Annotated in this window: 20 protein-coding genes; 11 read left to right on the forward strand and 9 right to left on the reverse strand. The window is 70.9% G+C overall.

The genetic code is table 11. From position 1 onward, the window contains the following. Positions 1–4: 4 nt before the first annotated feature. From OG381_RS29565 to OG381_RS29580, 4 genes are read left to right on the forward strand one after another with little or no spacing between them, the layout of a single operon-like run. A complete protein-coding gene (locus OG381_RS29565; protein WP_327719107.1) occupies positions 5–955 on the forward strand; it encodes a hypothetical protein in 951 nt (316 codons plus the stop codon). Positions 956–981: 26 nt separating this feature from the next. Then, positions 982–1,743 (forward strand): vWA domain-containing protein, encoded by a 762-nt coding sequence (locus OG381_RS29570; RefSeq protein ID WP_307026513.1) that lies wholly within the window; start codon positions 982–984, stop codon positions 1,741–1,743. Positions 1,744–1,746: 3 nt separating this feature from the next. Beyond that, entirely contained in the window at positions 1,747–2,538 is a 792-nt protein-coding gene (locus tag OG381_RS29575; RefSeq protein WP_327719108.1) for a PP2C family serine/threonine-protein phosphatase, read from the forward strand. Beyond that, entirely contained in the window at positions 2,535–3,713 is a 1,179-nt protein-coding gene (locus tag OG381_RS29580; RefSeq protein ID WP_327719109.1) for a hypothetical protein, read from the forward strand. Before OG381_RS29575 ends, OG381_RS29580 begins: the two co-directional genes overlap by 4 nt. Here the strand turns inward: OG381_RS29580 and OG381_RS29585 are convergent. The 6 genes from OG381_RS29585 to OG381_RS29610 all read right to left on the reverse strand — a co-directional run bounded on the left by OG381_RS29585 (position 3,710) and on the right by OG381_RS29610 (position 10,042). Continuing rightward, positions 3,710–4,303, reverse strand: a complete 594-nt coding sequence (locus OG381_RS29585; RefSeq protein WP_327719110.1) for a hypothetical protein — start codon at positions 4,301–4,303, stop codon at positions 3,710–3,712. The two genes, OG381_RS29580 and OG381_RS29585, sit on opposite strands and share 4 nt — an antisense overlap. After that, complete coding sequence (locus OG381_RS29590) at positions 4,290–5,813, reverse strand: substrate-binding and vWA domain-containing protein (protein WP_327719111.1); 1,524 nt, start codon at positions 5,811–5,813, stop codon at positions 4,290–4,292. The genes OG381_RS29585 and OG381_RS29590 overlap by 14 nt, the downstream gene beginning before the upstream one ends. Further along, positions 5,810–7,024, reverse strand: a complete 1,215-nt coding sequence (locus OG381_RS29595; protein ID WP_327719112.1) for a toxic anion resistance protein — start codon at positions 7,022–7,024, stop codon at positions 5,810–5,812. The genes OG381_RS29590 and OG381_RS29595 overlap by 4 nt, the downstream gene beginning before the upstream one ends. 13 nt (positions 7,025–7,037) lie before the next feature. Continuing rightward, on the reverse strand, positions 7,038–8,102 hold the full coding sequence (locus OG381_RS29600; RefSeq protein WP_327719113.1) for a hypothetical protein: 1,065 nt from the start codon (positions 8,100–8,102) through the stop codon (positions 7,038–7,040). Positions 8,103–8,334: 232 nt separating this feature from the next. After that, positions 8,335–8,754: an SCO4983 family protein gene (locus tag OG381_RS29605; protein WP_327719114.1), complete on the reverse strand. Its 420-nt coding sequence runs from the start codon at positions 8,752–8,754 to the stop codon at positions 8,335–8,337. Positions 8,755–8,830: 76 nt separating this feature from the next. Beyond that, complete coding sequence (locus OG381_RS29610; protein WP_327719115.1) at positions 8,831–10,042, reverse strand: pyridoxal phosphate-dependent aminotransferase; 1,212 nt, start codon at positions 10,040–10,042, stop codon at positions 8,831–8,833. A gap of 126 nt (positions 10,043–10,168) precedes the next feature. On the opposite strand from OG381_RS29610, the gene OG381_RS29615 reads away from it, so the two are divergent. Both OG381_RS29615 and OG381_RS29620 read left to right on the forward strand, forming a co-directional pair. Then, positions 10,169–10,834 (forward strand): hypothetical protein, encoded by a 666-nt coding sequence (locus OG381_RS29615; protein WP_327719116.1) that lies wholly within the window; start codon positions 10,169–10,171, stop codon positions 10,832–10,834. Between the two features lie 178 nt (positions 10,835–11,012). Beyond that, positions 11,013–11,945: a S1 family peptidase gene (locus OG381_RS29620; RefSeq protein WP_327719117.1), complete on the forward strand. Its 933-nt coding sequence runs from the start codon at positions 11,013–11,015 to the stop codon at positions 11,943–11,945. A 29-nt stretch (positions 11,946–11,974) separates the two neighbouring features. On the opposite strand, the gene OG381_RS29625 is transcribed toward OG381_RS29620, so the two are convergent. Together OG381_RS29625 and OG381_RS29630 are read right to left on the reverse strand one after the other, a co-directional pair. Beyond that, on the reverse strand, positions 11,975–13,600 hold the full coding sequence (locus OG381_RS29625) for an N-acyl-D-amino-acid deacylase family protein (protein ID WP_327719118.1): 1,626 nt from the start codon (positions 13,598–13,600) through the stop codon (positions 11,975–11,977). A gap of 38 nt (positions 13,601–13,638) precedes the next feature. Continuing rightward, positions 13,639–14,916, reverse strand: coding sequence for an amino acid deaminase (locus tag OG381_RS29630; RefSeq protein ID WP_327719119.1), 1,278 nt, complete (start codon positions 14,914–14,916; stop codon positions 13,639–13,641). A 102-nt stretch (positions 14,917–15,018) separates the two neighbouring features. On the opposite strand from OG381_RS29630, the gene OG381_RS29635 reads away from it, so the two are divergent. The 5 genes from OG381_RS29635 (at position 15,019) to OG381_RS29655 (ending at position 19,846) form a co-directional block, all read left to right on the forward strand. Further along, the gene (locus tag OG381_RS29635) at positions 15,019–16,377 is read left to right on the forward strand and encodes a PfkB family carbohydrate kinase (protein WP_327719120.1); all 1,359 of its coding nucleotides are present in this window, start codon (positions 15,019–15,021) and stop codon (positions 16,375–16,377) included. Continuing rightward, positions 16,374–17,138, forward strand: a complete 765-nt coding sequence (locus OG381_RS29640) for an IclR family transcriptional regulator (RefSeq protein ID WP_327719121.1) — start codon at positions 16,374–16,376, stop codon at positions 17,136–17,138. The genes OG381_RS29635 and OG381_RS29640 overlap by 4 nt, the downstream gene beginning before the upstream one ends. After that, the gene (locus tag OG381_RS29645; RefSeq protein WP_327719122.1) at positions 17,135–17,554 is read left to right on the forward strand and encodes a RidA family protein; all 420 of its coding nucleotides are present in this window, start codon (positions 17,135–17,137) and stop codon (positions 17,552–17,554) included. The genes OG381_RS29640 and OG381_RS29645 overlap by 4 nt, the downstream gene beginning before the upstream one ends. A 113-nt stretch (positions 17,555–17,667) precedes the next feature. Next, complete coding sequence (locus OG381_RS29650; protein ID WP_327719123.1) at positions 17,668–19,140, forward strand: GntP family permease; 1,473 nt, start codon at positions 17,668–17,670, stop codon at positions 19,138–19,140. Positions 19,141–19,300: 160 nt separating this feature from the next. Continuing rightward, the gene (locus OG381_RS29655; RefSeq protein WP_327719124.1) at positions 19,301–19,846 is read left to right on the forward strand and encodes a hypothetical protein; all 546 of its coding nucleotides are present in this window, start codon (positions 19,301–19,303) and stop codon (positions 19,844–19,846) included. 73 nt (positions 19,847–19,919) lie between these two features. On the opposite strand, the gene OG381_RS29660 is transcribed toward OG381_RS29655, so the two are convergent. Next, a complete protein-coding gene (locus OG381_RS29660) occupies positions 19,920–21,269 on the reverse strand; it encodes a M14 family metallopeptidase (RefSeq protein WP_327719125.1) in 1,350 nt (449 codons plus the stop codon). Positions 21,270–21,450: the final 181 nt, after the last annotated feature.

Here is a 21,450-nt window from a genome sequence, read left to right on the forward strand (position 1 = left end):
GTCCATGGGGCGAGTGTTGCGGTTCACCATGCTTGTAGGGATTCTTGTCGCCCTGCTGCCGTCAATTCCCGCGGCGGCGATCGACGACGCGTGCAAGGGCGGCTTCTCGGCCGCGCTGGAGTGCTGGACGAAGCGGCTCGGCGACCGGCCCGTCACCCTCGTCCTCGACCGCGCGCTGCGGCTCGACGGCACTGACGACACCCGCGCGAAGATCATCGGCGAGATCGCCAAGCACCGCGACCGGCTGGCGGTCCAGGTGCCAGCCGGCGTCTCCACCGGCGAAGGCGGCACCGTGCTGCTCGTCCTGGCGGACCCGGAACGCCGGCTCGTCGACCCGGACGCCAGGATCGACCGGCTCTCGGCGAGCACGCGCAAAGAGCTGAACGACGTCGACGTCTGCACGGCGGCCCGGAAGAAGCTCTGCGACGACCTGGCCGCCTCGGGGAAGGCGACGGACCCCGTGGCCGGCGAGGAGCTGATCTTCAACAACCAGGTCACCGAGCACCGCGCCAACGTCGCAGGCTCCTCCGAGAACGGGCGCGACGGCCTCGACCGGTGGCTCCTCCCCGGTACCGCCACCGTCCTCGCCCTCCTCCTCGCCGCCTTCGTCCTCCTCGTACGCCGCACCCGCACGGACCCCGCCCCCGCCTCCGGCCCGGCGCCCGCCGCCCGCGGCGCCGACGAGCCCACCCGCGCCCTGCGCGTCGGCCCGGCCCGGCCCGGTCGGCACCGTGCTCCGAGCGGGCCCACCCGGCCCGCCGTCGTCCGCACCGACCTGCACCCGCAGGGCTACGTCGAACTCGACCGCGTCCTGTACCGGGCCGTGTGGGCGGATCCCGGGCAGGCGCCGCCCGCGCCCGGCTCGCGCGTCGACGTCACCGACGGACCGGAGCCGGACTCCGACGTTCTGCATGCCTTTCCGCCCGCCGCCGGGCGCCACGCCCACGCCCGTTAGTCGTACCGCTCCACCAGGAGAAGCCCATGTCCAGCGAATACCCGCCCACGCTGCCGGCGGAGTACGCCGACATCGAGTTCGAGAACAACGCTCAGCGGCTACCGCTGGTGCTGTGCCTCGACACGTCCAGCTCCATGGCGGGGGCGCCGATCCAGACGCTCAACAACGCGCTCGTGGAGTGGACACGTGAACTGCACGACGACGTGGCCCTCAGCTACAGCGTCGAGGTCGCCGTCGTCACCTTCGGCGGACAGGGCGTCGCCGCCTGGCGCGGTCCGCAACCCCTCGCCCCCGGCGCCCCCGTGAGCCCCTTCGTGCCCGCGCACATGTTCCGCCCGCCGCAGCTCGGCGCCGCGGGCGTGACGCTGATGACGGAGGCACTGGAGCTGTCGATGCACATCGTCGCCGCCCGCAAGGCCGAACTGCGCGCCTCCGGACTCCAGTACTACCGCCCGCAGATCTGCCTGGTCACCGACGGCATCCCGACCGACGCCACCGGCCGCCGCACCGACTCCTGGCACCGGCTGGTCCCCGTGCTCGCCGAGGAACAGCAGGCCCGCCGCTTCCGGCTGTACGCGATCGGCGTCGGCGGCATCACCGACACCGGCGAGCAGGTCCTGCGGGCGTTCGCCCCGAAGTTCAACGCCACCATCCACGGCTTCCCGTTCCGCGAACTGCTCCAGATGATGTCCGCCAGCGCCAACGCCGAACAGAAGGGCGCCGGCGACGAGGTCTTCGAGAAGATCTTCAGCCAGTTCAAGACCCAGCGCCCCGCCTGGGAGAGCTGAGCGATGGGCCGGGCCGACTGGCGGATCCACGGCATGAGCGTCGAGGGCTACCGGCACCGCCGGGACGGTCTGCCCTGCCAGGACGCCTGCGCCCACGTCACGGAGGGACCGGTCGCCGTGCTCGCCGTCGCGGACGGCGCCGGCAGCCGGCCGCGCTCCGACGAGGGCTCGCGGCTCGCCGTGAAGCTGGCCGCCGAACACTTGGTACGACGGGCCGGCGAGGCCGTCCACAGTCCGCCCGGCAAGGCCGTGCACGACCTGCTCGCGGACGCCTTCCACGAGATCACCATGGCGTTCCTGGACACCACGGGCGCGGCGGCCGCCGACTTCGCGACCACCCTCACCGTCGTCGTGCTGGCCCCGGACTGGCTCGGCCATCTCACCGTCGGCGACGGTTTCGTCGTCCTGCGCGCCGGAGCCGAGGACGGCGAACCGCAGTTCCATGTGCTGCCGCAGGCCGCGGACGCCAGCGAGTACAGCAACGAGACGGTCTTCCTCACCTCGCCCGACGCGGCCCGCTGGATGCGCACCGACTGCGTGTGCGACCCGGGCATCGACGGCGTCCTGCTCTCCACCGACGGGCTCGCCCAGGCCGCCCTCTCCCGCACCGGCGGCGGCACCCCGGCTCCCAACGCCTCCTTCGCCGACGCCGTCTTCCGCTCCCTCGACGGCCCCGGCCCGGTGTCCGACTCCGCGCACGACAACCTGGCCGCACTGCTCAGGTCGGACCGGCTGACCGCGCTCAACGCCGACGACAAGACACTGCTGCGAGCCGTGCGCAAGGCGCGGCCATGAGCGGCCGCGTCGTCCACCTGGACGGGAAACCGGTCGTCCTCGCCGAGCAGCCCCTCAAGGGCGGCGGACAGGCGGCCGTCTTCCCCGTCGAGGGCGACCACGGAACCGTCGTCAAGCTCTACCGCGACCCGCCGGGCCCCGACCAGGAGCGCCGACTGGCCCGCATGCTGACCATGTCCCCCCTCGCGGCCCGCCCCACCGACCGCTCCCAGCCGCCCGAACTGGCCTGGCCCACCGCGATGGCCCGCAGCCCCGAGGGCGCGTTCCTCGGCTACGCCATGCACCGGTTCGGCGAGCCCGAACACGTCCAGCTGGTCGGGCTGTTCACCCGCGCCCAGCGCCTGAGGCTCTTCCCCCAGGCGGACTGGCGCTTCCTGGTCGGTGTCTCCTGGAACCTCGCCTTCATGACCGCGCGCATGCACCACGACCACCTCGTCATCGGCGACTTCTCCAGCAGCAACGTCGTCGTCGACGCCAACGGCTTCGTGACCTTCCTCGACTGCGACTCCATCGCCTTCACCGACCCGGTGACGGGCGAGCCGTTCCCGTGCCTGATGCACACCACGGACTACTCCGCCCCGGAACGCCAGGCGGGCGGCCCCGCCACCCGCTCCAGCGACGACTTCGCCCTCGCCGTCCTCGTCTACCAGCTCCTCACCGCCGGCAACCACCCCTTCGGGGGCGTCCCGCACGAGAGCACCTCCGAATCGACCGTCAAGGACAACATCGCCGCCAGCTGCTCCTACGTCGTCCGCCCCGAGCAGGTCGTCATCCCGCGCGGCACCATCGACCCGTCCGTCCTCCCGCCCGACCTGCTCACCCTCTCCCGCGCCGCCTTCGGCCCCGGCGTCCACGCCCCCGCCGCCCGCCCGCCGGCCGAGGCATGGCTGCGCGCCCTCGACCGGCAGCGCGCACAGATACGGGTGTGCCAGGCGCGGCCGCTGCACGCGTACGGCGCCCATCTGCCGGACTGCCCGTGGTGCGTACGGGCGGTCCAGACCGGCCACGACGTGTTCAACGGCCCTCGGCCGCTGCCGCTGCCGCCCCCGCCACCGGTGCTGCCGCAGGAGGTGCCGGCGGGTACCGGGTCCGGTGCGCTGAAGGTGGTGTACCTGCTGATCGCCCTGGTGGTGTTCATCGTGATCGTGGCCATCGCCCTGGAGAGCGGAGGCTAGTTCGCCCGGTCCTCCAGATAGCGCGTGTGCGACTCCTGCCGCCGCGCCTCCGTCTCGCGCAGCGCCGCCGCCAGCCCCTCGGCCTCCTCCTGGAGGAGCGTGAGCTGCCGCTCCAGGTGCCGCTCCGGCGCCTCCTGGCCCGGGGCGAGACGCGTCCACCACCGGGTGCGTACGAAGGTGTCGACGGCCTCGGGAACGTCCTGCCGTACCGCCCGGGAGAGCGTGTGCACGCCCTCCGGATCGTGCGCGAGGAGCTCTGCCGACCAGCCGGGATCGAGCAACGCGCCCAGCAGCCCGGTGAGTTCGGTGAGCCGGCCGGCCGCGGCGGGCGGCAGCTCGGTCTCCGCCAGATACGCCTGGAGGGTCTCGAAGTCACCGCGCAGGGCGTCCAGCCGGGCGGAGGCGTCCGGGAAGTCCGGCAGCGGTGGCCGTTCCGGCGGGGCGATCAGCGCGCCCGCGCCGTACAGCCCCACGACGACCACGGGCCAGTACGGGCCCGCCACCCCCGCGAAGGTCAGCCCCAGTCCGGCGATCCCGCACACGCTGCCCGTGATGTTCTTCCGGGACTCGAGGTACTCACTGATAGCCACGGATCTCCTCGAAGGCGCCGTCCAGCGAGCCCTGCCGGGCGTCGAAGAGACGGCCGCCGGTCAGCTCGGCGATGTGCTCCAGCTCCCCCCGGTCGGAGTCGCCGAAGAGGATGGGGAAGACGGGGATCTCCCGCTGCGCGGGGTCGAGCAGCGCGTGGAACCCCTCGAACTGCGCCGCGGTGCTGCCCGCCGTGTTCTCGCCGTCCGTCATCAGCACGATCGACGTGAACATGTCCCGGTCGGCCCGGAGTTCGTCGTACGCCTTCTCCAGCGAGGTGTAGATCGCGGTGTCCCCCTCGGCGGTGAGCGTGCCGATGTCCGCACGGACGTCAGCTACGCCCGACCGGGGATCCGGACCCATCGCATGCCGCCGCACCTCCTTCACCTGCGACCCGAACGGCATCAGGGTGACCTCCTCGCGGCCCCGGAACCGGCCGCTGACGCCGGTGAGCGCCTTCTTCAGCTGCGCCAGCCGATCGCCCTTCATTGAGCCGGAGGTGTCGAGGACGTACACGGTCTGCGAGGGACGGCGCAGCTCGTTGTCGTAGGAGTCGAGCAGTCCGTCGGCGACCGACCGGCTGCCCGGGAAGGGCAGTTCGCGCCGCCGGCTCTCGTCGAGGCCGGACGCGGGCGCCACCGAGGCGACGACCGGGCGGCGATGGGTGCGCTCGGTGATCTCGCGCTGCACCTTCGGTGTGCGCAGGGCATCCGCCAGCCGGCGGACGTCGTCCCGCCGCGCGGCATCGGCCGAGGCGAGCGTGGAGAGCGGGTAGTCGGCGGTCACGACGCCGTCGCGGGGGCGGATCACGGTCAGGCCCGGGATGCCCTTCAGGACGGACTCGTAGTTGATGAGCGCGTCGACGTTCCCGCGCCTCTTGTACGCCGATGCCAGCCAGCCCGACGACCCGGAGGTCAGCTTCTGCCCCCGGAAGAACTCCTTCAGCCGGGGCGCCGCCTTCTCGACATCCGCGTCGGTGAGGGCGGACTGGGCCCCGGAGAGCGCCGACGCCACGGAGATCAGCGCGGAGAAACCGGAGTTGGAGGAGGCCGGGTCGGTCATGCCGTACGTCAGTCCGTCGTCCCGCACGGCCTGCGCGACCCGTGCCCACGTGACGTCGTCGGGCTTCCCGCCCAGCTTCCGCAGGGCGGCCGGCCGTACGCCGAGGGCGACCGGGCTGGACATGACCGGGGTCTCCGACACCACCCTGCGGGCGGCCTCCGGACGCAGCCGCAGAGAGTCGTTGGAGGACAGCCACACGGCCTGGTACCGCTGGTCGGCCTCGCCCTTGGCGAGCACGTCCGCGGCTTCCAGGGTGCCCATGTAGAACAGCCGGACGTCGACACCGATGTCCGCGCCAACCCGTTCGACGATCGGTTCCATGTCGCGCAGTTCACTGGAGGCGAGGATCCAGAGGTGGCCGTCCGCCCGCTTCGTCTCCTTCTCGGCCGTACAGCCCGCCCCCGCGAGCAGGGCGGCCACGGCGAGGACGAGGGCCAGTGCCCGTCTCATCCGAGCCCTCCTTCCTGCGCGCCCCGCGACCGGCTGCGCTCCAGGTACGCGGAGGCGTGCTGGAGTTCGGCGGTCAGGGACTCCACGGTCGACGCCATCACCTCGGTCGCCTGCACCTTGTAGGTGTCGATGGCGTCCAGGGTCCGGTAGATCTGCTGGAACGCCGACCGCAGCGTCTCCGCGCCGACGGCCGGGTCGGCGGCGATGCGCTGGATCTCCCCGCTCTGCGTGGCGAGCATCTCCGCGTTGCCCCGGATGAGGTCCTCGGTCGTGCCGCGCAACGCGTTGACCTGCTCGACGACCTTCTTCTGGTGGTCGAGCGCGGAGGCCAGCATCACGGAGATCCGCAGCGCCGACACCGTGGTCGTGGCCGCCCGGTCGACGCCCTTGATCAGCTCCTCGTTGTTGCGGCGTACGACGTCCATGGCGAGGTAGCCCTGGGCGCACACCGCGAGCTGGGTGAGCAGGTCCTGGTGCTTCTGCCGGACCGGGAAGAGCACGTCGGCGCGGAGCGAGTCGGCCGCCTCGGGGTCGCCGACCGCGGCGATGTGCCGCTCGACGGCCGTGTCCAGGGCCTCGGTGAGGACGACGTACTCCTGGAGCTTGCCCATGCTCTCCCACAGCCGGACCCGCTCGGTCTGCAACGCGGCGTTGTCCCGGCGCAGTTCGTCCTGCCCGCCGCGCAGCGAGCCCACGATCCTGTTGAGGGTCCCCTGCGCGGAGGAGTACTTGGCGATGTGGTCGCGCACCTTGTTGCCCCCGGGCAGCCGGGACAGGAACTTCCGCCCCTTGGCGGCCGGGAGGTCCCGCGGGTCCAGGTCCTCCACCACCCGTCGCAGTTCCACGAGCGAGCCCGCGACCTGCGACTGGGCATCCCCGCCGGTGTCGGGCAGGCTGCGGATGGTCCGCTCCAGCATCCGGTTGGACTGCGCGGCCGCGGTACGCATCTCGCCGGCGCCGAGCCCGGTGATCTCACCGACCTTGCCCGCGAACTCGGGCGAGCGGGCGTCGAGGGCGGCGAGCCCCGCGACATAGTCGGCCGCCTTCTGCGCCATGCCGGCGCGGACGCTCTCGTCGACGGGGACGAGCCCGCCGGCCTTCTCCCGCGGCACGGGTGCCACGGCCTCGGGCGGGGTGAGCGTGAAGACGTCGTCCCCGCTGAGGGTGTGCTGCCGACTGCTGTGCTGACTGGTGTTGCCGAAGCCGCTCATACGATCCCCCCGTTCATCCACGCGCCCGTCGCGCCAGCTCGTGCAGCACCGCGGAGGTGGGCACGGGCGCCTGGCGGACGCCGGTCAGTTGCTCCTTGAGATAGGTGCCGGCCGAGGTGAACCCGGCGGCCGCGCCCTGCGGACGGAACCCGTGCCGGACCTCCAGCTCGCGCAACCCCGGCTCCGAGGAGAGGAGTTCGGCGAGCGCCCGGCCGTTCTCGGTCAGCGGTACGACGGTGTGGTCGCTGTTGACCGTGGTGTCCGGGTAGAGGACGACCAGGTCGTCCGGCCGCTGCCCGTCCGTCAGGAGCGAGGCGACCTGCGACTCGTAGACGAGGACGAGCGGGTTGCCGGCCCCGCTGACGAAGTCCCGGAACGCCGCGTCCGTGCTGGTCTGCTGGGCGCCCTGCACACTGATCAGCTTGCGCAGCAGGGGAGTCGCCCTCCCGACCTCGGCGTCGCTCGCGACGACCTTGCCGCCGTTGCCGACATAGGAGGCGGCGGCCAGATAGAGGGCGCCGGAGTTGGAGGACTCCGGGTCGGTGCTGGCGAGGTAGAGCGTGCCGCTCAACTCGCCGTACTTCGCGGCCCCCTTGAGCTGCTGCCAGGTGCGGTCCTCGCGGGCCGCGTCGAGATAGGCGGCCATCCTGAGCGTGCCGCGGTGTTCGGCGTCCAGCGTGGCGAGCCCGTTGCCCGCGAGCACCTCGGCGGCGCTCTTGTGCGCCACGACGACGAGGGGCGAGTAGAAGGGGCGGGGGAGTGTCCCCGCCACCTTGTACTTCGCGGCGAGTTCGACGGCCGGCGCCTGACTGGAGGGTAGGGCGAAGTCGTACCCCTCGAGGTCGAGCCCTTCCATGGCCCAGGACCCGGAGGTCTCGGCCTTCACGGTGAACCCCTTGGCGGCCAGGGCCTTCACCACATCAGGATCGGCGAAGAACTCCGCCTTCTCCGATCCGATCACTCCTCGCACGGTCTTCGTTGCCGTGCTCTTGTCCCCGCTGTCCCGGCCCGCTGCGACGGCTGCCACCACTCCGCCGATCAGCAACACCGCGAGGACGATTCCGATGATTCGTCTCACACAGGCAGACTGCTCCCGGAACCCAACATTCCCCGGCGGAGGGCATGAACGGGAGGTGTCATACCCACCCCAGTACTGCAACGCGCCCCAAAGCGGCGCGGGGAACTGCGCGAGCAACCACGAACAACCCGCAGCCGCAAGACGACACGAACCCCTACGGCGAAACGCACTGTGTGTGGCACCCGGTCCGCGCGTCTCTGTAGGTGCACGCGGACCGGGGCCGTTCCGGGGATCAGCCGGCCGCGGTCAACTCACGCGGCTCAGCCAGCGCAGCGGCATGCGCATCCATGCGTTCCGCGGCCAGAATCGCCGCCGCCGTGTCCGCACGCGATGCCGCCACCACCAGCGCCCGCCCCGCCAGGGCGTGCGCCCGCCGGTGCAGAGACATGAGCCGACCGTCGCCCCCGCCGGAGGCGCGGGCCGGCGCGCTGCCGCTCCGCAGCCGCGTCACCTGCTCGGCCAGCCGCTCCGCGGCCACGTCGAGGTCGGCCGAGGGCGAAGCCGCACGCAGTTCGTCCGTCACCGCCAGCAGGGCCGCCAGATGCCCCGCGAGCTGGAACTCCAGCTCCTCCTCGCGGGTCCGGTGCGGAAAGTCGGACGGGGCGGCGGCCATCGTGCTGTGGACCGACTTGGCGCGGATCGGTTCGTACATGGGATGGCCTCCTGTGCTGTCAGGAAAACATCCTAGCTTAGATTCAGTCTAAAGTTGAGCGACGGCACGGATTCACCTACGGCTGGCTGTAGCCGTCCAGGAAGTTCCCGATCCGCGTCACCGCGTCCCGCAGATCACGGGCGGTCGGCAGCGTCACGACCCGGAAGTGATCGGGCTCGCTCCAGTTGAAGCCGGTGCCCTGGACGACCATGATCTTCTCGCGCCGCAGCAGGTCGAGGACCATCTGCCGGTCGTCCTTGATCTTGAAGACCTTGGGGTCGAGCCGCGGGAACAGATAGAGCGCGCCCTTCGGCTTCACACAGCTCACGCCCGGGATCTGGGTCAGCAGCTCGTACGCCACGTCCCGCTGCTCGCGCAGCCGCCCGCCCGGCAGCACCAGGTCGTTGATCGTCTGGCGCCCGCTGAGCGCGGCCACGACCCCGTGCTGACCCGGCATGTTCGCGCACAGGCGCATGTTCGCGAGGATGGTGAGGCCCTCGATGTAGGAGTCCGCGTGCGCGCGCGGGCCGGAGATCGCCATCCAGCCGACCCGGTAGCCCGCGACCCGGTACGCCTTCGACATGCCGTTGAAGGTGAGGGTGAGCAGGTCCGGGGCGACGGCCGAGGTCGGGGTGTGCGTGGCGCCGTCGTAGAGGATCTTGTCGTAGATCTCGTCCGAGCAGACCAGCAGGTTGTGGCGGCGGGCGATGTCGGTCAGGCCCCGGAGCATCGCCTCGTCGTAGACCGCGCCCGTGGGGTTGTTCGGGTTGATGATCACGATCGCCTTGGTGCGGTCGGTGACCTTCCGCTCGATGTCCGCGAGGTCCGGCATCCAGTCGGACTGCTCGTCGCAGCGGTAGTGCACGGCGGTGCCGCCGGAGAGGGAGACCGCGGCGGTCCACAGCGGGTAGTCCGGGGACGGGACGAGGACCTCGTCGCCGTCGTCCAGCAGGGCCTGCATCGCCATCACGATCAGCTCGGAGACGCCGTTGCCGACGAAGACGTGCTCGACGTCGGTCTCGATGCCGAGGGTCTGGTTGTGCATGACGACGGCGCGGCGCGCGGCGAGCAGGCCCTTCGCGTCGCCGTACCCATGGGCCGAGGACACGTTGCGGAGGATGTCCTCCAGGATCTCCGGCGGGCACTCGAAGCCGAAGGCGGCCGGGTTTCCGGTGTTCAGCTTGAGGATGCGGTGGCCCGCCGCCTCAAGCCGCATGGCCTCCTCGAGAACCGGGCCCCGGATCTCGTAACAGACGTTGGCGAGCTTGGTCGACTGGATCACCTGCATGTCTGGGAGCTTACGGCGGGGTAACGCTCCGCGGGTCGTGTTTTCCACCACGCGAGACGGTGCGGTTTGGTCGGTTATCGCCGGTAGCTGTCCCAGGGACCCCGCCCGTCCCTACAATGCGCGGCCATGTCCAGCCCAGACGAGTACGGAAACGGGAGACACCGCGCGAGCGACCCCCAGGTCCCGCCGAACGTGTACCACCCGCGGAGCGAGCCGCCTCCGCCGTACGAGGAGTACGCCGACCCGGCCGTCGCACACGGCTGGCAGAACGCGTACGACGAGACGGCCGAGCTGCCGCGGATCTCGCCCCGGCGCTCCCGTACCGGCTCCCGCCGCAAGCCGAGCCCCTGGCGCTCGCGGCGGGTCGCGCTCGCGGCCGGTGCGGTGGGTGCCGTGTCGGCGGCCGCGCTGATCGCCGGGTTCGCCTTCTCGGGAGGCGGGTCGGCGCCGGGTGACGCCGAGGGCAAGCACAGTCGTACGGGACCGTCGGCGGCCGACGGCTCCACGGAGCCCGGCGAGGCCGGCACCGCGACCGGCTCGGACGGGACCGGGGCGCCGGACGCGGGCGCGTCCTCGTCCTCGCCCTCCACCGAGGCTGCCGCCTCCGGCGCCTCCCCGTCGGCGTCGGCGGAGACGTCGAAGGGCGCGACGGAGGCGGAGGAGGCGGCGGAGCCGGGGCAGTCCTCGGGTGCCTCCACCACCCCCTCGCCGACCGCGACCGCGAGCCAGCCGGCCCCGGGCAACGCCAACGGCAAAGGGCGCGGACAGGGGAGCACGAAAGGGCCCAAGTAGCCGTCGTACTGGGTAGGTTGCCCTTGCCGGACGTGGGGTGTCCGTTTCGGCCAGGTCGCGTGATCAGGCTTGACACAACTTCTTGCCCGATTGCCCACCCCTCTTCACAATGCGCATGACAAACTCACGGACGGCCGGAAGATTTCCGGTCGTCCAAGTCGCAAGAGGGGACCCCCACATGAGAAAGCCTCTCGTCGCCGCACTCAGTGTCCTGGCGCTCGCCGGGATGGGTACGGCACCCGCGGTCGCCGCCGAACCCGCTGCCGCGGGCGTCGGCAAGAGCGTGGACACGGACACGGTCACGTCGGTCGTGCACGACCTGGTCACGTCCACCACGTCGGCCGTCAAGCAGGCCACGTCGCCGTCGCCCACGCTCCAGGCCGTCACGCTCGCCGGGACCGTCTCGCTCAGCAACTGTTCCGGTTCGGTCATCCGCTTCCCGAACTCCCTGGACACCGACCCGGCCCTGGTGCTCAGCAACGGCCACTGCCTGACCTCCGGTTTCCCGGCGCCCGGCCAGGTGATCACCAACCAGGCCTCCAGCCGGACCTTCGGTCTGCTCAACTCCTCCGGCTCCCGGGTCGCGACGCTGCGCGCGAGCAAGCTCGCCTACGCGACGATGACCGACACGGACGTCTCGATCTACCAGCTCACCAGCACGTACGCGACGATCAAGAGCTCGTACAACATCTCCCCGCTGACCGTCCAGGACACCCACCCGACCGCCGGCACCGCCATCACCGTGGCCTCCGGCTACTGGAAGACGCTCTACAACTGCAACATCGACGGGTTCGCCTACCGTCTGAAGGAGGGTGACTGGACCTGGAAGGACTCGGTCCGTTACACCTCCGCCTGCAACACCATCGGCGGCACCTCCGGTTCGCCGGTGATCGACCAGGCCACCGGCAAGGTCGTCGCCGTCAACAACACCGGCAACGAGGACGGCGAGTCCTGCACGGTCAACAACCCGTGCGAGGTCAGCGAGAGCGGCACCGTCACCGTCCGCCAGGGCATCAACTACGCCCAGGAGATCTACAACATCCCGGCCTGCTTCACGACCCGCAACCAGCTCAACCTGAGCGCGAGCACCTGCACGCTGCCCAAGCCGTAGCGCTCTGGGGAGTTGAGGTGGGCGTTCCGTCACACGGGACTGTGACGGACCGCCTTGCCCGCCAGCGCGTCCGTTCGTCGGCCGTCCTCGATCACGAACCGGCCGTCGATCAGGACGTGCGGGATGCCTGTCGGGAGTGTGCGCGGGTTTTCGTAGGTTGCGCCCGCCGCTACCGTCCGCGGGTCGAACAGGACCAGGTCGGCCCGGTACCCCTCGCGCACCAGCCCGCGGTCCGGCAGGCGCAGTCGTGCCGCCGGGCGGCCGGTCAGATGGGCCACGCACTCCTCCAGGGGCAGCACCCCCAACTCCCTGACGTAGCGGCCGAGATAGTGCGGGAAGGTGCCGTAGGCGCGGGGGTGCGGCTTCGTTCCTTGCAGGATGCCGTCCGAGCCGCCGGTGTGGGCCGGGTGGCGCATGATCTGCCGGACGTTCTCCTCGTGGCCCACGTGCTGGAGGATCGTCGTCCCGAGCCGGTCCCGCAGGAGCAGGCCGCGCGCGGTCGTCCAGGGGGTCTCGCCGCGCGACTCGGCGGACCGCTGGACCGTACGGCCGACGAAGTCGCCCAGTGCCGGGTCGCCGACCCCCGAGATCTCGATCGTGTCCCACTCGATGGGCACCCCGTGGCAGCCGTCCGCGCCGATGACCTCCAGGTGGTGCCGGATGCGCTCGGCCGTCCCGTCGTCCGCGAGCCGCTCCAGGATCCGCTCAGGCCCGCCCTCGCTCGCCCAACTCGGCAGCATCGCCACGAGGGTGGTGCAGCCGGGGGTGTAGGGGTACGTGTCGAGGCTGATGTCGGCGCCGTGGGCGAGCGCGTCGTCGAGAAGAGCCAGCAGTTCGGGCGCCCGGCCCTTGTTCACGCCGAAGTTCATGGTGGCGTGGGCGAGATGGAGCGGGCAGCCCGCCTCCCGGGTCAGGGCGACCATCTCCGCGTACGCCTCAAGGGCCCCGGCCCCGTACGAGCGGTGGTGCGGGCAGTAGTAGCCGCCGTACGACGCCACCACCCGGCACAGTTCGGTGAGTTCGGCGTCCTTGGCGTACATGCCGGGCGTGTAGGTGAGCCCCGACGACATGCCGACCGCGCCCTGCTCCATGCCCTCGGCGACCAACTGTCGCATCCGGTCCAGCTCTTCAGGGGTCGCCTCCCGGTCCTCCCAGCCGACGGCCAGCATGCGGACGGTGCCCTGGGGGATCAGATAGGCCGCGTTGACGGCGATGCCCCGGCCTTCGAAACCGGAGTCCAGGCGGTCGAGGTACTCGCCCACCGAACGCCAGTCGAAGTCGATGTCGTCGCCGTACCCGTTCCAGCCGGTGATGGCCCGGCGGACCTCCGCGAGGGTGCGGTCGTCGACGGGGGCGTACGACAGCCCGTCCTGGCCCAGGACTTCGAGCGTGACCCCCTGCGCGGCCTTGGCGCTGTGGTCGGGGTCGCGCAGGAGAGCGAGGTCGCTGTGGGCGTGCATGTCGATGAAGCCGGGGGAGAGGACGAGGCCCTCCGCGTCCAGCTCGCGCCGGGCCATGGGACGTTGACAGCCCGCGTCGGCCGCCTCCTTGACGATCGAGACGATCCGGCCGCCGTCGATCACGACGTCCGCGCGGTACGACGGCGCACCGCTGCCGTCCACGACGTCCGCGTCCCGGATGACGAGCTCTTCCATCGGCCACAGCCCCCTCAGAAACAGGTTCGCAAGCAGGTTCAGAAGTAGGTACGGATGTAGTCGACGACCGTGCCGTCCGCCTCGACGACCGGAATCAGCTGCCACTTGTCGAAGGACGTGCACGGATGGGACAGCCCCAGGCCGAGCCAGTCACCGACCTCCAGATCGGCCTCGGGCCCGGTGCGCAGCCAGGCGTGCTGGTCGGACAGGCCGGTCACCTCGATGCCGTCCGCGGGACGCTCGGCCCCGTCCCGCCGTACGACCTGGGCGAACGGCAGATGGAGGTCGTAGGCCGCGTCCCGCTTGCCCGCGTTGGCGAAGGCCTGCTCGGGGGAGGGCCGGGAGACGACCTGCGTCCACAGCCGGAACGCCGGTTCCAGGGCGCCCTCCTCCGGGACCCGGTTGAAGGGGGTGATCTTCCGGTAGTGGCCGTCGTCGTGCGAGACGTACGCGCCGGAGCGCAGCAACTTCAGGACGGGAAGGGAGAGTTCGGGGATCTCCGCGAACACGTCGGCGACGGCGTCGAACCAGGCGCTGCCGCCCGCGCTGACGACGACCTCGTCCGTCCCGTCGAACCGCCCGTCCTTGTCGAACGCGACCGCGAGGGAGACGAGCCGCCGCAGCCAGGCGCGCACCCGCTCGGGGTCGGCGCCCGGGACCTCGCCCTCGTATCCGGCGACACCGACGAGCCGCAGGGTCGGTACGGCGGCCACGGCGTCGGCGACGGCGGCGCACTCGGCCTCCGTGCGGACCCCGGTTCGGGCGCCGTCGCCGGCGGCGAGCTCGACGACCACGTCGAGGGGGCGGCCGGCTCCGCGCAGGGCGGCGTCCATGAGTTCGACGCCGCGTACGGAGTCGACGTAGCAGATGAGACGGAAGCCGGGGTCGGAGTCGAGCTCGGCGGAGATCCACCGGAGCGCGGCCGGGTCGACGAGTTCGTTGGCGAGGAAGACGCGTCGCGTGCCGAAGGCCCGGGCGACGCGGACCTGGTGCGGCACGGCGAGGGTGATACCCCACGCCCCGTGCTCGATCTGCCGCTGGAACAGCTGGGGTGCCATGGAGGTCTTGCCGTGCGGGGCGAACGCGAGTCCGTGCCGTTCGGAGTACGTCTCCATGAGCCGCAGGTTGTGCTCCAGGCGCTCGGCGGAGAGGGCCAGGACGGGGGTCGTGAAGCCGTCGGTGAAGAGGTTGCGGCGCTGGGCGGCGAGTTCGGCGACGGTCAGGCCGTCGGCGTCCGGGGGGAGGCCCTTGAAGCGGTGGTCGACGCGGTCCTCTGCGAGGCGGGCGAGCGCTTCGGAGGGGCTGTCGGCTGTCATGGAGCCTCCCTGATCTGGTGCGTTGCGCTTACTGCAACGTCCATTGCGTATATCGCTTACTGCTGTCTAACATCTCGGCCAACGCAGGGTCAATGGACCCTCATGACCGAGACCCGAGGAGCTACGACCATCGTGACCAACGCCCCCGGCATCGTGGATGTCGTCGCGCTCGGCGAGTCCATGGTCACGTTCCTGCCCAGCCGGCCCGGCCGTCTCGCCGATGTGCCGTCGTTCGAGCGGGGGATCGGCGGGGCGGAGTCGAACCTGGCCTGCGGGCTGGCCGCCGCGGGGCACTCCGTGCGGTGGGTGAGCCGGGTGGGCGCGGACGGCTTCGGCGACCATCTGGTGGCGACGGTCGGTTCGTACGGCGTGGACGTGTCCGCTGTACGCCGTGATCCGGTGCGACCGACGGGCGTGTACTTCCGTACGGCGGGGGAGCGGGGTACGGACGCGCACGAGGTCGCCTACTACCGGGCGGGGTCGGCGGCGTCGGCGATGTCCGCGGAGAACGTGGACCTGGAGGCGGTACGGGCGGGGCGGGTGCTGCATCTGACGGGGATCACCGCGGCGTTGTCCGAGGGCTGCCGGGGGTTGCTGCACGAGCTGACGGCTCCCGGCGCGGGGCGCCCCCTGATCTCCTTCGACGTGAACCACCGGCCCGATCTGTGGCGGGACGCCGAGGGGGCGGAGGTGGTGCGGGAACTGGCACGCCGGGCGGATGTGGTGTTCGTGGGGGAGGACGAGGCGTGGGGGGTGACGGGCGGTCCCTCGGCGGTCCGGGAGCTCCTGCCCGAGCCGGGCGTGCTGGTGGTGAAGCAAGGGGCCGAGGGGGCTACGGCATTCGTCTCGGCTGCGGGCCGGCGGGGGCTGGTCGCGCAGTTCCCCGCGCCCCTGGGGTCGGGTGGCGACCCGGTGTCTCAAGGTGAGGCTTCCTCGCCTGCGGAGCCTGCGGGCAGTCGTGACGCTGCGGGCCGGCGGGGGCTGGTCGCGCAGTTCCCCGCGCCCCTGAGGTCGGATACCGACCCGGAGTCACAAGGCGAGGCATCCTTGCCTGCGCCGGCTGCGGGCAGTCGTGACGCTGCGGGTGAGTGGAGGCTGGTCGCGCAGTTCCCCGCGCCCCTGGGGTCGGGGGGCGACCCGGTGTCTCAAGGTGAGGCTTCCTCGGCCACCTTTGTTCCTGCCCTCGACGTCGATGTCGTGGCCACCACCGGTGCTGGGGACGCCTTTGCTGCCGGGTTTCTTTCCGGGATGTTGCGAGGTCTCTCCGTGAAGGCATGTCTTCGGGCCGCGCATCTCCATGCTGCCGCCACGCTCACCACCCCCGGTGACCTCGCCGTGCCCCCCGCCCGCGACACCGTCGACCGGCTGGCGGCCGTGGACGACGGGACCTGGGGGACACTTCGACTCGGCCCCGGCTGGACGCAAGCCGTGCAGGCCCCGGAGGAGGTACGCATTCCATGAGCCAGACCGTCGACCGCGCGCTCAGCATCCTGCCGCTGCTCGCAGAGGGTCCCGCAGACCTGGGGCAGGTCGCCGACCGCCTCGGCGTCCACAAGTCCACGGCACTGCGGCTCCTGCGCACGCTCCACGAACACGGCATGGTCTACCGCCAGTCCGACCAGCGCTACCGCCTCGGCGCCCGCCTCATCGCGCTGGCCCAGGAGGCGATGGAGAACCTGGACATCCGCGAGATCGCCCACCCTCACCTCGTACGCCTCAACGAGCAGTGCGGCCACACCGTCCACCTCGCCGTGTACGAGGAGCCCGAGGTCCTCTACATCGACAAGGTCGAGAGCCGCTACCCGGTCCGGATGTACTCCCGGATCGGCAAACCCGTCGCCATCACCGTCGCGGCCGTGGCCAAGCTGCTCCTCGCCGACCTCCACGAGACCGAGCGCCGCACCCTCGCGGACAAGCTCGAGTACCCCATGTACACGTCCCGTTCGACCCCCAACGCACCCGCTTTCCTAAAGGAGTTGGAGCGCGTGCGCGAACAGGGCTGGGCCACCGACCTCGGTGGCCACGAGGAGTCCATCAACTGCGTCGCCGCACCGATCCGCGGCGCCGACGGCAGGGTCGTGGCCGCGATGTCGGTCTCCGCCCCGAACGTCGTCGTCACCGCCGACGAACTCCTCACCCTGCTCCCGCTGGTCCGCCGTACCGCGGACACCGTCAGCGGCGAGTACTCCGGCAGAACCCCCGTCAAGGAAGCCACCTCATGACCGAGAAGACCGAGAAGGTCGCGCTCACCCCCAGCACCCACACCACCCCGCCCGCGAAGTTCTCGCACGGCGTGCGCAAGGGCAACATCCTCCAGGTCGCCGGCCAGGTCGGCTTCCTCCCCGCCGAGGAGGGCAAGGCACCGACGCCCGCCGGCCCCACCCTGCGCGAGCAGACCCTGCAGACCCTCGCCAACGTCAAGGCGATCCTGGAGGAGGGCGGCGCGAGCTGGGACGACGTGATGATGATCCGCGTCTACCTCACGGACGTCGACCACTTCGCCGAGATGAACGGCATCTACAACACCTACTTCGAGGAGCAGGGCCTCACCGCGCCCCCGGCCGCCCGCACGACGGTCTACGTCGGCCTCCCCGCCGGACTCCTCATCGAGATCGACGCGCTCGCCGTACTCGGCTGAGCCCGCACCCCCTCAACTCCCGCACGCCGTAAGCAGACGGCATGGCCCCCACGGGTGGCCATGCCGCGATACCCCCTGCCCGAAAGCTTTATGTACTTAAGCAGAGGACCCCCATGTCCCAACCGCTCGCCGCAGCCACCGAAGCTCCCCCGCACACCGGTGGACTGCTCCTCCTCATCGACGGCACCGCCGGTCTCCTGACCGTCGCCGCCATCGGTATCGCCCTCCTCCTCTTCCTGATCATCAAGGTCAGAATCCAGCCGTTCGTCGCCCTCCTCGCCGTCTCCATAGCCGTCGGCCTCCTCGCGGGCCTCTCGGTCACCGAACTCTTCGGCACGGTCCAGCGCTCCGACGCCGTCTCCACCATCGAGTCCGGCATGGGCGGCATCCTCGGCCATGTCGCGATCATCATCGGCCTGGGCACGATGCTCGGCGCGATCCTCGAAGTCAGCGGCGGCGCAGAGGTGTTGGCGTCCCGCCTCCTCAACCTCTTCGGTGAGAAGCGGGCACCCCTCGCCATGGGCCTCACCGGCCTCATCTTCGGCATCCCGGTCTTCTTCGACGTGGGCATCTTCGTCCTCGCCCCGATCGTGTACGCGGCGGCGAAGCGCAGCGGCAGGTCGATCCTGCTCTACTGCCTCCCCCTCCTCGCCGGTCTGTCGATGACCCACGCCTTCCTGCCCCCGCACCCCGGCCCGGTGGCCGCGGCCGGACTGCTCCACGTGGACCTCGGCTGGGTCATCCTGATGGGCGTGGTCTGCGGCATCCCGGCGGTACTGGCCGCCTGGGTGTACTCCGCGTGGATCGGCCGGCGCGTCTTCGTGGCCGTACCGCAGGACATGGTGGAAGCGGCCGCGGAGGCCAGGCTCGCGGTCGTCAACGAGCAGCGCGAGCAGGGCGTGGAGCCCCGCGAGGACCCGGTCCCGCTGGGCACGGTCCTCGGCATCATCGGCACCCCGCTGGTCCTGATCCTCGCCGCCACCTTCTCCTCGATCGCCCTGGACCCGTCCACGGGCCGCTCGGTGATCGAGTTCTTCGGCAGCCCCTTCGTCGCCCTGACGATCGCGCTGCTCCTCGCCTACTACCTCCTGGGTCTGAGGCGGGGCTGGTCCCGCAAGTCCCTGGAGACCGTCTCGACGGCCTCGCTCAAGCCGGTCGGCAACATCCTGCTCGTCGTGGGCGCGGGCGGGGTCTTCGGCGCGATCCTCAAGGCGAGCGGTGTGGCCCAGGCGCTCTCGGACACCTTCAACGACGTCGGCCTTCCGGTGATCGTCCTGTCGTACCTGATCTCGGTGGTCCTGCGGGTGGCCCAGGGCTCGGCGACGGTGGCGATCGTGACGACGGCGGGCATCGTGGCGCCCCTGCTCTCGGAGGGCGACCACTCCCAGGCCTTCGTGGCCCTGGTCATCATGGCGATCTCGGCAGGCTCGATCTTCGCCTCGCACGTGAACGACGGCGGCTTTTGGATGGTGGCCAAGTACTTCGGCATCAGCGAGCGGGACACGCTGAGGACCTGGACGGTCCTGGAGACGGTCCTGTCGGTGGTCGGCTTCGTGATGGCGGCGGTGCTGAGCCTGTTCGTGTAGGCGGGCGGCGGTGATTGACGGATCTGTCCCCACACCGGCGGTGAACGCGTACGTGGCCGGTGCGTCGGCGGGGGGACAGATCCGCCGATTCGTCATACCCGGCAGGCGACCTCGGCCCCCGGCGCCCCACGGCACAGCTTCGTCCGCCATACTTCCCGCTGTGGAGCAGCGCATAGGTTCGAGCAGCAAGCCCCTGGAAGGTGCCGGGTTCGATCCGGCCTTCATCCCCGGGCTGACCTCACCCGTGTCCGGCGAGCCCGAGGACGTCGAGCCGGAGGACGCCGAGGAGCCCCTCGCGGAGGAGGTGTCCCTCACGAAGAAGGAGGCCGCCGACACCGAGGAGGAACCCACTCCCGACGAGCCGGAGGCGGACGCGGCGGACGGCCCTGTCTTCGAGGCGTCCGACCGCCGCGCGAAGATCGTCGCCGACGCGAAGGGCGTACGCCTGAGCCTCGACGAGGAGCGGTGCGAGTTCCGCTGGGACGAGATCGGCGCGGTCGAGACCGAGACGCCGCGCTTCGGCAAGCGGTACACGATCACCGTGCACACCCCGGACCGGCGCTGGTACCCGATCGAGATCGAGGCCACGTCGCGGGCGCGTTTCCAGGAGTGGGACGAGCAGTTGGACGCCGTCCTCGACGCCTACTTCGAAGACGACGCCACCACCACCGCCGACGACGTCGCCGACAAGACCGAGGACGACTAGTCCCACCCAGGGGCGCGGGGAACTGCGCGACCGGCCGTCACCGGTCCGCAGCTCCCCGCCGACCTGTCCGCCTCTAACTGCAGTACTGCGTCTCCTTGCCGATGGACCGGTACATACAGTCGGAGTTCTCCAGCAGCTGGAGCACGGCGTCCCGGTTGCGCGCGGTCTCCGCCGCGATCACCTCGTCGGGCGGGTAGAAGCCGCCTCCGGAGCTCGACGACGGGTACATCTCGAAGGTGTAGGCGAAGATCTTCTGGTTGCCCCACAGCCAGTCGTCGATCGACCCGTCGGTGATGTACAGGTCGCTGGACTGCTCGGGCGTGTAGCCGTTGCTCGCGGCCATCTTCCCGCCGACCGTCGCGAAGGCGTTGCGGTCGTCGGTCGTCATGCCGGTGGCGGTGTTCGCCGTCGTGTACCCGTAGGGCCACAGGACCAGTTCGCTGTACGTGTGGAAGTCGATGCCGGTCTTGATCTGCTGCACGCCGCCGACGACCCGGCTGCGGACGAAGTTGGCGACGACCTTGACCTCGGGCGCCGACTCGGCCGCCGTACCGCGATAGGTCTCCGAGGAGGTCGACCCGGACGAGCCGCCGCAGCAGCCCCACCGGTAGCCCCAGTTGCGGTTGAGGTCGGTGCCGACGTACGAGGAACCGGAGTTGGGCTGGCGGTTCTTGCGCCAGGAGCGGTAGGAGCCGGTCGCGACGTCGTACTCGCCGCCGTCGGGGTTGAGGTCCGGGACGATCCAGATCTCGCGGTTGTTGACCATGTTGGTCACGCGGGAGTCGGTGCCGTAGTCCGAGGTCAGCTCGTTGAGCAGGTAGAGCGCCATCTCGACGGTGAGGTGCTCACGGGCGTGCTGGTGGTGGGTGAACAGCACCTCGGGCTCGGACTCGTCGGTCGCCACGTTGTCGCTGATCTTGATGGCGACGATGTTCCGGCCCTGGTACGAGGTGCCGATCACGCGGGTGCTCGCGATGGACGAGTGGGCGGAGACGACCGAGTTGATCTCGCTCGTCATCTCCGCGTAGTTGTGGTACCTCGAGTCGGCCGAGGGGAAGTCGAGGATTCCGACCCCGTCGTCCGCGGCGGAGGACCGGTCGGGGACCGCGCCGAGCGCCGTGATGTCGTAGCCCTGAGCCCGCAGTGTCCTGATCTGGTCGGCGCGGCCGGAGATCACGACACCGTGGTCGTCCACCTCGTCGATGGCCACGCCGGCCTGCTGGAGGGCCGTGCGTTCCTTGACCGTGGCGTGCGTGTGGACCTCGTACTGGCGGATGGTGTCCGCCGAGGGAGCCGCCTTGGCGGTGCTGTCGGCACTGGCGCCCGGGGAGAGGGGTGCCGCGAGCGCTAGGGCGAGGAGGGCGGCGAACACGGCGGTACGTCTTGTGCCGCGGGCGCCTGAGCCTCGTATGCGAAGTCGCATGAAGTCTCCTAGTTTCTCCAGGGGGTCCGGGGTCTCCGGGCCTGGAGCAAGTGGGGATACAGGTGACTCACAGGTGCGGGTGCGGCGCTCATCGTGCGCCTATGGCATGAGCAGGTCAAGAGTCAATAAAGGCGCGGTGGCCGGAACCCGGCGGCCGTGGCCCGATCCCGAACTGATGTCC

The sequence above is a fragment of the Streptomyces sp. NBC_00490 genome (genome assembly GCF_036013645.1).
GTDB classification, from domain to species: Bacteria; Actinomycetota; Actinomycetes; order Streptomycetales; family Streptomycetaceae; genus Streptomyces; species Streptomyces canus_F.